Consider the following 13,490-nt stretch of genomic DNA (forward strand, 5'->3'; position numbering starts at 1 on the left):
GATGACCGTATGGGACGACCTGGTCGGCCAGGACCGGGTGCAGGAGCAGCTCGGCGCCGCCGCCCGGGACGCCGATGAGCTGGTCACCGCCATTTCCGCGGGGGATCAGGTGCCGCCGGGGTCGAAGATGACCCACGCCTGGCTGTTCACCGGACCGCCGGGTTCCGGGCGGTCCACCGCCGCCCGCGCCTTCGCCGCCGCCCTCCAGTGCACCAGTCCGGACCGCGCGCTGGGCGGCGCACCGGGGTGCGGTTTCTGCGACGGCTGCCACACCAGCCTCATCGGGACGCATGCCGACGTCGAGGTGGTCCGTACGGACCTGCTCTCCATCGGCGTGAAGGAGACCCGTGAGCTGGTCCGGCGCGCCCAGCTGTCCCCGGCCGTGGGCCGTTGGCAGGTGATCATCCTGGAGGACGCCGACCGCCTTACCGAGGGCGCGGGAAACGTGCTCTTGAAGGCGGTCGAGGAGCCCGCGCCCCGTACGGTGTGGCTGCTCTGCGCACCCTCGCTCGAAGATGTGCTGCCCACCATCCGGTCCCGTTGCCGTCACCTCACCCTGCGCACGCCCCCTGTCGACGCCGTTGCCGATGTGCTGATCCGGCGTGACGGAATCGAACCGGAGCGGGCCACGGCAGCCGCTCGCGCCACCCAGGGGCACATCGGCCGGGCCCGCCGCCTGGCCACCGACGAGAAGGCCCGCGCGCGCCGCGCGGCCGTGCTCAAGCTTCCGCTCCGGGTGGAGGACATCGGTGGTTGTCTCAAGGCCGCTCAGGAGCTGATCGACACCGCCACGGAGGACGCGAAGCAGGTTTCCGAGGAGGTGGACGCCAAGGAGACGGAGGACATGAAGGCCGCACTCGGCGCGGCTGCCGGAGGCCGGATGCCGCGCGGCACGGCAGGGGTGATGAAAGAGCTGGAGGACAAGCAGAAGCGCCGCAAGACCCGTACCCAGCGCGACAGCCTCGACCTCGCCCTCACCGACCTGACCGGCTTCTACCGCGACGTACTGGCGCTGCAGCTGGGCTCGCAGATCGCCCTCGCCAATGTCGATGTACGGGACGCACTCGACCGCATCGCCCGGTCCTCGACGCCCGAGCGCACCCTGCGCCGGATAGAGGCGGTGATCGCCTGCCGCCGGGCGCTGGACCGCAATGTGGCGCCGCTGCTCGCAGTGGAGGCGATGACGATGGCTCTGCGCGCCGGCTGATCCGTCCGCGGTCCTCGTCGCGCACCGCCGATTCATCCGAATGGGTAACGAAACGGGCCAGTCACCCCGTGAGGGCTACGCTCCGGGCATGGATACCAGGCGTCTGCTCCGTACCTTCGCCACCGTGCTCGGCGCGACCGGCCTACTCGTCTCCGGCTGCAGCAAAGGCAGTTCGACGACGAGCCCGTCGGGCCCGACGTCCGCCGCACCTGCGGCGCTCCAGCCGTACTACGCGCAGCATCTGAACTGGCGGGACTGCGGCTTCTCCGGTTTCCAGTGCGCCACGATGAAGGCGCCGCGCGACTACCGGAAGCCGGACGGCGGCGACATCAAGCTGGCCGTCTCCCGGAAGAAGGCCACCGGTCCGGGCCGGCGGATCGGCTCCTTGCTGGTGAACCCGGGCGGCCCCGGCGGCTCGGCCATCGGCTACCTCCAGAACTACGCGGCCCTCGGCTACCCCGCCGCGGTCCGCGCCCGCTACGACATGGTCGCCATCGACCCGCGCGGCGTCGCCCGCAGCGAGCCCGTCGAATGCCTCACCGGCCCCCAGATGGACGCGTACACCCAGGTCGACCAGACCCCCGACGACCGTGCCGAGGTCACGAAGCTGGGCACCGCCTTCGATACGTTCGCAGACGGCTGTGAGCAGCGCTCCGGCGCGATCCTCCCGCATGTCTCCACTGTCGAGGCGGCCCGCGACATGGACATCCTGCGGGCCCTGCTCGGCGACGAGAAGCTGACGTACCTCGGGGCGTCGTACGGCACCTTCCTCGGTGCGACGTACGCCGAACTCTTCCCCGGCCGGACCGGTCGTCTCGTCCTCGACGGTGCGATGGACCCGTCGCTTTCGTCGCTGGAGATGAACCGCGACCAGACGGCGGGCTTCGAGGTCGCGTTCCAGGCCTTCGCCGCGGACTGCGTGAAGAGGTCGGACTGCCCGCTCGGCAACACCTCCACCGCGGACGCCGCGGCCGGGCTGAAGCAGCTCTTCACCGACCTCGACGCCAGGCCCGTCCCGGCCGGCGGCTCCCGCAAGCTCGGCGAGTCCCTCGCCACCACCGGTGTCATCGCCGCCATGTACGACCAGGGGACCTGGCCCCAGCTCCGTAGCGCCCTCGCCGGCGTCCGGGCGGGCGACGGGTCCGGCCTGCTCGCCCTGTCCGACAGCTACTACGAGCGCAAGCCGAACGGCACATACGCCAACCTGATGTTCGCCAACGCCGCGGTGAACTGCCTGGACGCGCCTCCGGCCTTCACCGGCCCCGACGCCGTCGAGCAGGCACTCCCCAGCTTCGAGAAGGCCTCCCCGGTCTTCGGCAATGCCTTCGCCTGGGCCGCTCTGAACTGCGCCCACTGGCCCGCGGCGCCCACCGGCACCGCGCATCGCATCACGGCGAAGGGCGCGTCCCCGATCGTCGTGGTCGGCACCACCCGTGACCCGGCGACCCCGTACAAGTGGGCCCAGTCCCTCGCCGCCCAGCTCTCCTCGGGCAGGCTCCTCACGCACGAGGGCGACGGTCACACCGCGTACGGCCGTGGCAGCCGCTGCATCGACACGGCGATCAACACGTACCTCCTGGAGGGCACCCCGCCGGCCGACGGCACGAAGTGCTCCTGACCTCCCGCGGCTCCCCCCCCCACCCCTGACCTGCGCATTCGGCTCCGGAGGCGGGTGGTGCGGAGCACCCTCCGAAACTGTGTAAACTTAGCGACGCTGCTGCTCGCACCATAGTGCGACAGGGCGTGCCGCCTTAGCTCAGTTGGCCAGAGCAACGCACTCGTAATGCGTAGGTCTCGGGTTCGAATCCCGAAGGCGGCTCCATGGTGAACCCCAGGTCGGGCCTTTGACCTGGGGTTTCTTGTTTGCGTTGACCTTGGAATTCGGGCAGATCGGACACTTGCGGTCTGTGCATCGCAATGCGTCGGTCGCGGATTCGCTTCCTGTTGCCGACGAGCCCCTGGTGAGGCTCTGACCAGCGGTTTTGGTGCATTGAGCCCTTCGGTTGGCCATGCAGGCAAACGCTCCGGTGGACAGTCGGTGACAAGCGTGTGTGACGGCTCGCCAGAAACGCCTCGCCGTCCCTGGGGGAGCCGAGGGTTTCGGGTGCCTTGGGAACGGGTGGTCGGCGGCGTAGCGCTTGTGCTGTTCCGACAGGCTGGGGGAAATCCTGGCTGCCGAGGGGCGACGTCACTGGTGAGGTTCCCGCCGCAGCGTCGCCCATGGAGGGGACCCCTGTCCGTGGGAGGATCGGCAGGTAGGCCGGAGTGCGGCGGAGGTGACGGCGTTGGTGGCGGACGAGGCGATGGCGCAGCGCCTGCTGGGTTGGCTGGTGCCCGACGGTGACTCGCTCGTCGCGCTCTCGGCGGCCGAGGCCGAACGCTTCTGCTGGTACGAGCTGCCCCGCAAGTGGCACGCGGACACCCCTGAGCAGCGGCGGGCTGTCGCCGTCCTGGCCGACCTGCTGGCCGGAGTGGGCCGAGCGCGGGCCGCCGCGGTGTGCACGAGCGCGACCACCGCCCAGGTGCTGGAGGCCTGGCAGCGCTCCGAGGAGGCGGGCTTCGCGGCCTACCGCAAGGCCGCGGCCGCCTCGCCCACGACCCCGCCGGACGTGCCCGAGCTGAGCTGGGGGCAGGTCATGGGCGTCCGGGAAGCGCTGGCCCGTGCCCACCTCGAAGATCGACTGGAGAAGGCCCTGGACGAGGGCGAGCTCGACCCGGACACGCGTACGTTCCCGGCCGCGCGCCGACGGCTCGTCCAGCACTGGATCACCACGGCGCAGCCCGTGTTCGAGGGCCGCGCCCCGCTGGAGGCCGTCCGCCGCGAACGGCGCGAGTTGTGGGCCGAGGCGCCCCCGACTGAGCGCCGCGCCCTGCTCGCCGCCGTCCTGCCTGACCTGGAGAAGTCGGCTGCGGCACCGGTGGACACGGCTGAGCCGCTGCGGTGGCTGCTGGAGCAGATCGGCGGCGGCGTCACCCTGACACAGGCCGGCTACCTGCCGCGGGAACTGGTGGTTGCCGCGTTCGCCCGCTACCCGCACTGGTACCCGATCGGCAAGGGGCCACGCTCGGAGGCGGACCTGTTCCAGCTGGCCGACCTGCATGAACTCGCTCGCACCCACCGGCTGGTGACCAAGCGCCACCGTACGCTCAAGCTCTCGCCTGCCGGCCGCGCCCAGCTGGCGGACCACCAGCTGCGCCAGCACACGGCCGCGCTGGCCTGGCTCGGCACCACCGCGGCTGAGCGGCAGGTGGCCGAGTCCGCCCTGGGCGCGCTGTGGGCGGAGCCCCGGTCCCGCGAGGACCTCCGCGATGCCGTACATCCGGTGCTTGGGGCGTGCTTCACCCACGGCGACGGCACCGCGATGGAGGCGAAGGACAGCGAGCAGCTGCTGTGGAGGTTCTGGCGCACCGGCCGCGAACTCGGCTACCTCGACGGGCGGGAACGGTCCGTCGACGCCCCGATCTCCCTGTCCGTGACTGGCCGCCCGGCCGCCCTCGCCGCGCTCCGCCTCCTGGCCGAGGGGCCCCGCGACCACATCTGAGCGCGCCTCAGCGGGCTGTCAGGCCGGCGTCGGTGAGGCGCCGCATCAACGAGGGCTTGCCGCGGTGCTGCTCGCGCAGGTCGTCAAGGCGCCGGGCGAACTCCTCGGGGGCGTCCGCCCGGTCGTGGATTTCGCGGAGATCCTTCAGGAGGGTGACGGCGGCGTCGTAGGGGCCGGGCTGCTTCTGCCCGATCAGGTGGGCGATGTCCTGCCAGGCTTGCTCGGTGTTCTCGGCCAGGCGGTCCAGACGGCTCTCGCGGGCCCGCTGTTCGACCCGGCGCTCCTGGGCACGGACTTGTTCCTGCTGCCGGGTGTGACCGCTGCGCACCTCGTGGGCGGCGTCGAGGAGCTCCGCAGCTGAGCGGCGTCGGGCAGCGGTGGACGGTTCGGCTGTGCCGTGGGACGCGGCGCGGTGGCGGGCCAGCAGAGTGGGGCCCGGTTGCGGGGCGGTGCCCAGGGCTGCATCCAGTAGCAGGGTGTCCTTCTCGCGCGGTGGCAGGGCGCGGATCCAGGCGGCGAGCGCGTCCTTGTCGATCGCCTGGGAAGGGGCGGCGCCGCTGGCGCGGGCAGCAGCGGTGAGCAGATGCGGGTCGACGTGAAGGAAGTCGGCCAGGGCCTGCTGCGGGCCGGTGAGTCGGGCAAGGCCGACGGGTACGGGCGGTTCGAGGGTGGAGGTGTACTCGTCCTCGTCGACGTCCTCCTCCAGCTCCCAGCGGGTGAGCGCGGAGAGCCAGGCCAGATAGAGGGGGCGCAGGTCGCCCGCGGCGAGTTCGGTACGCAGGGCGGTGAACGAGGCGAGGGTGAAGGAGGTCTCGAAGTCCCACTCGCCGCCGTCCTCGGCCTCGTAGGAGAAGTCGAGCAGCAGGTACCCTTTCCTGGTCCAGCAGGTCAAGGCGTCTTCCGCACAGTACGGTTCGGCGCTGCGGGCGGGCAGCAGGGCGGTGGGCAGGCGCAGCATCAGGCGCCGCGAGTCCCAGTTGGCGAAGTACAGATGGGCGTCGTACGACTGCTCCATCAGTTTGCGCTCATCGCCGCGGAAGTTGCCGTAGTGGTACTCGTTGACGAAGTGCGTCGCGCTGATCCGGGCCCGGCTCGACAGCGCCCGCACCCGTTCGAGCTCGTCCTTCGTCAACGGTCGGTCGATAGCCTGGAACTCGTAGTACTGGTACTCGCTCACGTTCGTGCAGACTACCGACAGGCGCTGCGGCTCATCTCACGGGACCTGGATGTGATCCCCCGTTCGGGGCCTGTCCACGGTTACGGTCCTGGCGGTGCTGTCGGTAGGCTGGTCCACGCGGGTGACGGAGCGTGCCCGTTCCCATCCGTTCCGCTGCTCCCCGAGCGAGGTCGCTTGAGTACCGTCACCATTCGCCCGCCCACAGATGACGGCTCGGCTCCGCGGCCCGAAGGGCTGCCTGACGCGTTCGCGGTGCTGTTGGCCCAGCTGGGCGCGGCTCCGGTGGATCCGGTCACCTCGGTGCTGGTGGACGCGGCGGTGGAGGTGTGGCGCAGGCCCGGTTTCGACTCCTTCCTGTCGCTGCCGCAGCTGTCCTTCGTGCCGTTCGGGTACCAGATGCAGACCGCTCAGACGGTGCTGCGGCGGATGCGCGGCCGGGCGATCCTGGCCGACGAGGTGGGGCTGGGCAAGACGATCGAGGCGGGTCTGGTTCTGTCCGAGCTGCGGATGCGGGGGTTGGCGGATCGGACGCTGGTGCTCACCCCGGCCGGGTTGGTGGAGCAGTGGCGCGAGGAGTTGGAGCGCAAGTTCGGCCTGCCGACGGTGATCGCCCGGGGCCAGGGCTGGGACGAGGCGGACGCGGAGCGGCCGGTGGTGCTCGCCTCGATCGCCGCCGCGCGCCGGGAACCGCTGAAGTCCCGGCTGACCGCAGGGCAGTGGGATGTGGTGGTGGCGGACGAGGCGCACCGGTTGCGCAATCCGCGCAGCGCCTCGGGGAAGCTCGCCCGGGCCTTGCGTGCCCGCTACCTGCTGCTGCTCACCGCGACTCCGATGGAGAACCGGTTGCAGGACCTGTACGAGCTCGTGAGCCTGGTCGCGCCCGGATTGCTGGGTACCTCTGCTCAGTTCCGCCAGCGGCACGCCGGAGCCGGGACGGATACATCGGCGCCGCGCAACCTGGCCGAGTTGCGGGCCCGTACCCGTGAGGTGATGGTCCGTCACCGGCGCAGCGAGGTCGAGGTGCTGCTGCCGCAGCGGCTGGCCGAGACGGTGCTGGTGGCGCCCTCGCAGGAGGAGGCGGAGCTGTATGCGGGGATCGCGGCCAGGATCAGGGCGGAGGCCAGGGGTGCGTCCTCGGCGCGGCTGCTGACCCTGCGCGGGCTGACCCGGCTGGCCGGGTCGAGCCCGCAGGCCGCCGCGCCGACCCTGGCCAAGGCGGGCTGGCCGGACCTGGCGGATCTGGCCCGGGGGATCGAGGGATCCACCAAGGCGGATCTCCTGCTGGAGCGGCTGCGCCGGCACAACGGACAGGGGGAGAAGGTGTTGGTGTTCACCGCCTTTCGGCAGACCCTGGACGCGCTCGCCGCGCGGCTGGAGCGCGAGGGCGTCCAGGCGGCGGTCTACCACGGCAGCCTCTCGCGCCGGGACAAGGAAGCGGCGGTGGCGGCCTTCCGCGATTCCGCGCCGGTGCTGCTGTCCACGGAGTCTGCCGGAGAGGGCCGCAATCTGCAGTTCTGCCATGTGATGGCCAATGTGGACCTGCCGTGGAACCCCATGCAGATTGAGCAGCGCCTGGGCCGGCTGCACAGGGTGGGGCAGGAGCACGACGTGGTGCTGACCAATCTGGTCGCCCGGGGCACCATCGAGCAGCGGATCCTGCACGTCCTTGAATCCAAGATCAATCTGTTTGAGCTTGTTGTCGGCGAGTTGGACATGATCCTGGGCCGGGTGGACGAGGACTTCGACTTCGAGGCCTCCGTTTTCGACGCCTTCGCCACCGCGGAGGACGACGCGGAGTTCGAGGAGCGCCTGGAGTGCCTGGGTAAGCGGCTGGTCAGTGCCCGCACGGACTACCTGGACAGCCGCGGCGCGGTCGATCAACTGGTCGGCGGCGATGACGAGTGGGAGGCGGGCCGGTGATCCGGAAAGAGGCCGGGCTGGCCTTCTGGCTGGACTGGGTCGAGCACCGCGGCGGGCTGTGGGAGGACGCCGGGGACACCGCCCTGGCACTCCTGCCCGCTGCCCTGGCGAGCGAGCTGGAGCTGCCTGAGGAGACCGCGGCCACCGCCGACCCCGATGTCGCCCGCGAGGACGGCGCCCTGCTGCTGGTGACCGGGCACCCGGTGGTCGCCAAGGCCGCCGAGAGCGTGCTGGCCGCGGGCGACACGGGCACCCTCACCCTGGCCGCGCCGCGCTCCGTGCCGCCCGATGCGGTCACGTTGCTGTCCAAGGCTCGAGAGCATCTGCCGGTCGACCACGGTCGCCTGGATCCGCGCTCCGACGCCCCGCCCGAGCGGGCCCTGCGGCCAGTGCTGCGCGTGGGCGCCCTGGTGGGCTACGAGCTCTCCGCGGAGGACCACTTCCAGGAGCAGGTCGAGGTGTACGTCGACGTACCCAGCCGCCTGCGGGTGCCGGCGGGGGTGAGCGAGCGCCTCGCACGCACCGGCCATGACCCCCGTGCCGAGACCGCGCTGCCCGCCGGGCTCGCCGCCGCCTTGGACTACGCCTCCACGAGCCGGCCGGACCTGGCGGCGGCCCTCGCCAAGGCTCACCGGATGCTGGAGGCCGCCGCCGTGCTGCGCCGTGATGGGCTGGCCGGGCAGATCGGCGACGCGTACGCGAAGGAGCGCGGCCGCGCCGAGGAGTACTACGCCGCCGCCGTGGACTCCTTGGAGCGCCGTGCCGCCACCGCGCCCGAGGACCGCGCGGCGTTGCTGCGCGCCCGTATCGAGAGCACTCGCGAGGAGCGCGCCCGCCGTCTGGCCGAGATCGCCGAAAAGTACCGTGCTCGCCACACGCTTACTCCCTACCGGCTGCACCTGCTGAGAGTGCCGGTGCTATGCCTCGCGCTGGACGTCCGCAGGGGTGACAGGCGCTATCCGCTTGACCTGGACTGGCTGCTGCCCGCCGGGGAGTTCGCCCCACTGCGCTGCCCTGCCTGCGCCCAGAGCGGTGCTCCGCTGGTCGCGGCCAAGACCCACTTGGGCTGCGCCCGATGCCTGGCCCCCAAGCGCCCCACCCCGGAGTCCGTACCTCCGCCCCGCGACGGCGCTGGCGCGCACGCTGCCGTATCCGCGGAACGCGCGGCGGCGCCGGTGCGTGCGGGCGCGACCATCGCTGTGGGGCCGTCGGCTGCACGAAACGCCGAGGCCGCAGGCGGCGCTGCGCCGCGAAGCAGAGGTGAAGCGAAGGCCGGGCGAATCGCTGAGGCGTCCGCAGCGCGCGCCGCCTCTGCCCGGCCTGCCGCACCCGGCCATGCCGAGTCCCCGCCGCAGCGCCGATCTGTCGATCCCCAGGCCCTGCAGAAGCGGGCCTTCACCTTCTGGGAGCACGCCGCAGGGGGCGACCGCCGCAAGCTGGAGCGGCTGTGCGCCCCAGACTCGCCCGCCGCCGCCCTGCTACGGCTGTACGGCGCGGCCGGGCCGCTGTACGGGATCGGCGTCGGCTTCCAGGAGCGGGTGGAGTCCTGCAGCGTCTCGGTCTTCCCCGCCGAGGGACGACGCGGCTGGGACAGTGCCGGAGGCGAGGTCCACACCGACCGGGGACGCCATGACTACCTGCTGCGCTGGTCCCCCGGGCCCGACCGGCTGATCGTCGAGGTCCTGCCCCACCGGACTCCCTACGCGATGAATGCCAGCACCGTGATGGCGCGCTACCGCTCGGGTGGTACCGAGCCGGCCACCCGCCTCCCGCGCACCGGTGCCGAACTGGACCCGGTCGCCCACCTGCTGTGGCAGCGCACCCCTGCCCGGCACGGGGCGCACCTGGCCGCACGGGCCCTGGCCTCCTGGTGGCGGCTGACCGCCCCGCAGGCGTTGCGGGAGCGTTACCCGGCTGCGGTCCTCGCTGCCGCCGCCGAACGGTCCGCCTGCTACTGGAGCGGCGTCGGCGGAGGCGGCTACGGCGACGCGGCACTGCTGTGGCAGGTCCCCGAGGCCGACCTGCGCAAGGCCGGCACGCACCTGCAGCGCCTGCTGAAACTGACCCAGGACCAGCCCTGGTAGTCGCGCACCGCGCCCGGAACGCACTGGCGAAAGCCGGAGTGGATGAGCACGCTCCGTCTCAAGGGCCTGAAGGTCTTCGAGAAGATGCGCTTGCCGACAGCTTCGACGTCGACTGTCCGGTGGACGCGCACGGGGTCTGTCGGCGCGCCATCGAGCCCCTCAGGGCTGTCATCGGCGGCGCCGACCACCAGCAGATCGCCCGGATGGCTGCGCACCCTGCCCTCGCCGGTGCCGAGTCGTTGCTGTTCCGCCAGGCCGGCCTGGCGGAACGGGGAGGCGGATCGGGCTGGCGCTCTGGTGAGTGAGGTGTTGACCGAGCTCCCCGGGCACCAGGAACTGCACACGTTCGCCGCCGAGAGCGGGGCAGCGCTGCCGGCTCGGGTACCGGGGGCGGCAGGGCGGTTCTCCCGCTGAACGGACTCCAAGTCCACAGGCATCTGTTGCTGGAGCGAGTTCAGGGCGGTCACGATGATCGGGACGACGGTGGTCCTGCGGTCAGCTCAGGGGGGCGGCCTCGCCTCCCCTCGGCGCGGCTCCCGTGCCTGGTTGCGGATCGAGGCGTCGCTGACGAACACCACAGCGACCGGCGGGCAACGCTCGGGCAGGGGCATACTGGGTGCATGGAGTCACGGGTGCGGTACGCGGAGATCCGGCCCTACACGGTTCCGGAGACGCTGGAGGAGCTGGCCGGTTCGGCAACCGGGGTGGTGGTTCTGCCGACCGTGCTGGACTGGACGCCGAAGCGTGTCTACGACCTGTCGGACGACGTTGACCTGCGGATGCTCTATGAGACGGTGATCCGTGAGGCCATGCATGTGGAGGAGCTACGGCAGTTCCTGGACCCGGTGCTCCTCTCGGCCGTGTGGCAGAGGCTGTGGCTCCCGCCGCGCGCACGGTCGATGTGGGAAGGGCGATTCCCGCAGCTGGCCCGCAGGGCTGCGTAGTATTCACCTGCATGGATCCGTTTCACGCCCGACTCCGGTACTGCACCCCGATGACGCGGTGGCCAACAAGGTGACCACGCTTTTCGGACGGGCCGCGCCACGGGATTACCTCGACGTGAATGCCGCGCTCGCCTCCGGGCGGTACTCCGGTGGGCGGCTGCTGCAATTGGCGTCGGAGCACGACGCCGGGTTCGATCCGCGCTACTTCGCCCAAGCGCTGCGGGCGGTCGACCGTTGGCCGGACCGGGAGTACGAGGCATACGGCGTCGACGGCGGCCAGGTGGAGGATATGCGCCGACGGTTGCGCGCCTGGGCTGCCGAGATCCTTGACGAACGGCTCGACGAGAAATGACCCGGCCAGCTGTGTCGACCCTGAGCACCCACACAGTGACCGAACCCAGCGATGGGGCGCTTGTAGATGTCCTACAGCGGCATCTGTTCGTCTCTCCGCCTGGTCGACAGCGTCGTAGGGAGCGCAGCTCCAGTCTCGCTGGTGCGCCGCTGACACTTCCTTCGGTGGACAGCCGGTGGGCAGACGCCTTTGGACGGTGCATCACGGGGTGGCATGGGTCAACCTGCCGAACGTGCTCTGATCAGGAAAAACGTCACCAGGCAGCACGACGAAGCACAACACAACACGATCGCTCATGGTCTCGTAATGCGTAGGTCTCGGGTTCGAATCCCGAAGGCGGCTCCGAGAAAGGCCAGGTCAGACGTTGTCTGACCTGGCCTTTTCGGTTGCTCGGGGCATGACGCGTCACACAGCCGAGGTGCCGCGAGTTTGCTTGCGTGAGCGATGCATGAGCGGAGCGGGTTTCAGCCCTTCTTCGCGGCCTTCTTGGCGGCCTTGCGGGCCTGCTCCTCCTGCTCGGCCTTGCGCTGGAGGGGGACGAGCCGACAACCGGGCCGCCCACGCCCTGCGCACGGCGGCCTGCCGACGCTCGACCATGACCAGCTCCCAGGCGCCGGGCCACGTGAACCAGGCCCGTAAACCCGCAAGCGGCAAGCAATCCGAGTCGCATCGCCGACACCATCGGTAACCCGCATCAACCACACGGGGCGCCTGTCTGGTGAGCGCGCCCGGCGACCAGCCTGTTCCTCGTGTTCGGGGTGGGGGCGATCGGCTGGGGCGATAGTGAGGTTCGGGAGCCGGTATGGGGTGGGTGTTGTGGTGCGAGGGTGGGCGGATCAGGCTGGGGCCCGCAATGAGGTAGCCGGGCTGTCGGGACGGCGTGTACGTGGAGGTGCGGCGTGGGGCGGTTCACCGTTGTCGTCAACGGGGAAGAGCAGTACTCGATCTGGGCCGAAGGGCGCGAGCTGCCCCTGGGCTGGCGGGACGCGGGTGTGGTGGGGACCAAGGAAGAGTGCCTTGCGCACATCGACGAGGTGTGGACGGACCAGCGGCCGCTGAGCGTGCGGTAGGGCTCGCGCCCGGGGCGTGACCCCCTCTAGGGTCCCTGGTGGTGACGGGGCCGGGCTACGCGTCCGGGGGGAGCCAGCCGCGTTGGACCGCTCGGGCGCCGGCTTCGAAGCGGCTTCGGGCGCCCAGGCGGTCCATCAGGACCGTGGCGATGCGGCGGGCCGTGCGGTAGGAGACGCCGAGGCGTTTGGCGATGCCCTCGTCGGTGTGGCCCTCGGCGAGCAGGCGCAGGGCGGCCGCCTCCTGGTGGTCCAGTTCGCCCTCGTCGCGGCGCGGGGCCTGGCCCAGCGGGCGGGCGTTCTCCCACACCGTCTCGAAGAGGGTGCACAGGGCGGTGAGCGTGCCCTGGCCGGTGAGGGCGACCGCGCCCTCACCGCTGTTCTCGGTGTTGACGGGGAGGATGGCGGTCGTCCGGTCCACGATGGTCATCCGGAGCGGCAGCACGGCGACCGTGCGGACCTGGCCGCCCAGCCCCGTCAGCCACTTGGCGTGCGCCTCGCTGGCCGGGTGATTGCGTACGCTGTCCAGATAGATCGTCCGCATGGTGACGCCCCGGACCAGGAGCCGCTCGTTGAGCGGGCGGGACGCCGCCATGTTCTCCTCCGTCTGCGCCCCGCCGGGGGCGAAGACCATCACCTCGGTCCGGACGTTCTCGGTGAGCACCGCGAGGCGGGTCCGGACCTGGTCGACGTCGGCGAGGTGCTCCACGCTGACCGGCGCCCCGGCCGGGCGCAGGTCCTCGTACTCGGAGATCAGCTGCCGCGCCGCAGCCCGGGCGCCCGCGATGCGCTGGCTCTCCAGGGCGAACTCGGCCTGCCGCTGGGCCAGCAGGTAGTCCAGACCGACCTCCGGGTTGACCGCGCGGGGCGGCGTCGAAGCGCCGGTCGGGCAGTCGGCGGCGTACTGCACGAGCGAGAGCTCGCACAGCCGGTCCCACGCCTCGCGCACGGCCTCCTCGGAGATCCCGAGCCGCTCGGCCAGCGCCTCGGCGTCGTCCCGGGGGCGGCTCAGCATCGCCCGGTAAACAGCCTCGGTCGGTTTGTCCAGTCCCAGTAGTTCGAGCATCGGCCCCCCGTCCATCAGTGGCTGCCATTATCCCTGGCATGGCCGAGACGGCCTGAGTTGGCCGGGCCGGATTGGGTCAGGGCCCAATCCGGCCACCCGGAAACCCTTCCTGACCGTGTGACGGATGGTGA

Annotated in this window: 10 protein-coding genes and 1 tRNA gene; 9 read left to right on the forward strand and 2 right to left on the reverse strand. The window is 71.3% G+C overall.

Annotation, left to right across the window (positions count from 1 at the left end; all coding sequences use genetic code 11):
- Position 1 precedes the first annotated feature (1 nt).
- The 4 genes from ACIBB8_RS05395 to ACIBB8_RS05410 all read left to right on the forward strand — a co-directional run bounded on the left by ACIBB8_RS05395 (position 2) and on the right by ACIBB8_RS05410 (position 4,749).
- Positions 2-1,207 (forward strand): DNA polymerase III subunit delta', encoded by a 1,206-nt coding sequence (locus ACIBB8_RS05395; RefSeq protein WP_398949094.1) that lies wholly within the window; start codon positions 2-4, stop codon positions 1,205-1,207.
- Positions 1,208-1,295: 88 nt separating this feature from the next.
- A complete protein-coding gene (locus ACIBB8_RS05400) occupies positions 1,296-2,825 on the forward strand; it encodes an alpha/beta hydrolase (protein ID WP_398949096.1) in 1,530 nt (509 codons plus the stop codon).
- A 127-nt stretch (positions 2,826-2,952) separates the two neighbouring features.
- Positions 2,953-3,029, forward strand: a tRNA-Thr gene (locus tag ACIBB8_RS05405).
- Positions 3,030-3,483: 454 nt separating this feature from the next.
- Positions 3,484-4,749, forward strand: a complete 1,266-nt coding sequence (locus ACIBB8_RS05410) for a hypothetical protein (protein WP_398949097.1) — start codon at positions 3,484-3,486, stop codon at positions 4,747-4,749.
- Between the two features lie 7 nt (positions 4,750-4,756).
- On the opposite strand, the gene ACIBB8_RS05415 is transcribed toward ACIBB8_RS05410, so the two are convergent.
- Entirely contained in the window at positions 4,757-5,926 is a 1,170-nt protein-coding gene (locus ACIBB8_RS05415) for a hypothetical protein (protein WP_398949098.1), read from the reverse strand.
- A gap of 174 nt (positions 5,927-6,100) precedes the next feature.
- On the opposite strand from ACIBB8_RS05415, the gene ACIBB8_RS05420 reads away from it, so the two are divergent.
- The 5 genes from ACIBB8_RS05420 to ACIBB8_RS05440 all read left to right on the forward strand — a co-directional run bounded on the left by ACIBB8_RS05420 (position 6,101) and on the right by ACIBB8_RS05440 (position 12,296).
- A complete protein-coding gene (locus ACIBB8_RS05420) occupies positions 6,101-7,846 on the forward strand; it encodes a DEAD/DEAH box helicase (protein WP_398949099.1) in 1,746 nt (581 codons plus the stop codon).
- A complete protein-coding gene (locus ACIBB8_RS05425; protein WP_398949100.1) occupies positions 7,843-9,930 on the forward strand; it encodes a hypothetical protein in 2,088 nt (695 codons plus the stop codon). The genes ACIBB8_RS05420 and ACIBB8_RS05425 overlap by 4 nt, the downstream gene beginning before the upstream one ends.
- A 620-nt stretch (positions 9,931-10,550) precedes the next feature.
- Positions 10,551-10,874 carry a hypothetical protein gene (locus tag ACIBB8_RS05430; protein WP_398949101.1) on the forward strand — a complete coding sequence of 108 codons (324 nt, stop codon included), beginning with the start codon at positions 10,551-10,553 and terminating at the stop codon, positions 10,872-10,874.
- A gap of 58 nt (positions 10,875-10,932) precedes the next feature.
- Entirely contained in the window at positions 10,933-11,226 is a 294-nt protein-coding gene (locus tag ACIBB8_RS05435; RefSeq protein ID WP_398949102.1) for a hypothetical protein, read from the forward strand.
- 899 nt (positions 11,227-12,125) lie between these two features.
- A complete protein-coding gene (locus ACIBB8_RS05440; RefSeq protein ID WP_398949103.1) occupies positions 12,126-12,296 on the forward strand; it encodes an MbtH family protein in 171 nt (56 codons plus the stop codon).
- A 55-nt stretch (positions 12,297-12,351) separates the two neighbouring features.
- Here ACIBB8_RS05440 and ACIBB8_RS05445 read toward each other — a convergent pair whose 3' ends face one another.
- Positions 12,352-13,359, reverse strand: a complete 1,008-nt coding sequence (locus ACIBB8_RS05445) for a helix-turn-helix domain-containing protein (RefSeq protein WP_398949105.1) — start codon at positions 13,357-13,359, stop codon at positions 12,352-12,354.
- Positions 13,360-13,490 lie beyond the last annotated feature (131 nt).

It is taken from the genome of Streptomyces sp. NPDC051286, from assembly GCF_044455345.1.
Classification (GTDB): Bacteria; Actinomycetota; Actinomycetes; order Streptomycetales; family Streptomycetaceae; genus Streptomyces.

Excerpts from the sequence above, each read along its gene's own strand:
- ACIBB8_RS05395 (WP_398949094.1), top strand. The coding sequence starts at position 2 with ATGACCGTATGGGACGACCTGGTCGGCCAGGACCGGGTGCAGGAGCAG.
- ACIBB8_RS05400 (WP_398949096.1), top strand. The coding sequence starts at position 1,296 with ATGGATACCAGGCGTCTGCTCCGTACCTTCGCCACCGTGCTCGGCGCG.
- ACIBB8_RS05430 (WP_398949101.1), top strand. The coding sequence starts at position 10,551 with ATGGAGTCACGGGTGCGGTACGCGGAGATCCGGCCCTACACGGTTCCG.
- ACIBB8_RS05445 (WP_398949105.1), bottom strand. The coding sequence starts at position 13,359 with ATGCTCGAACTACTGGGACTGGACAAACCGACCGAGGCTGTTTACCGG.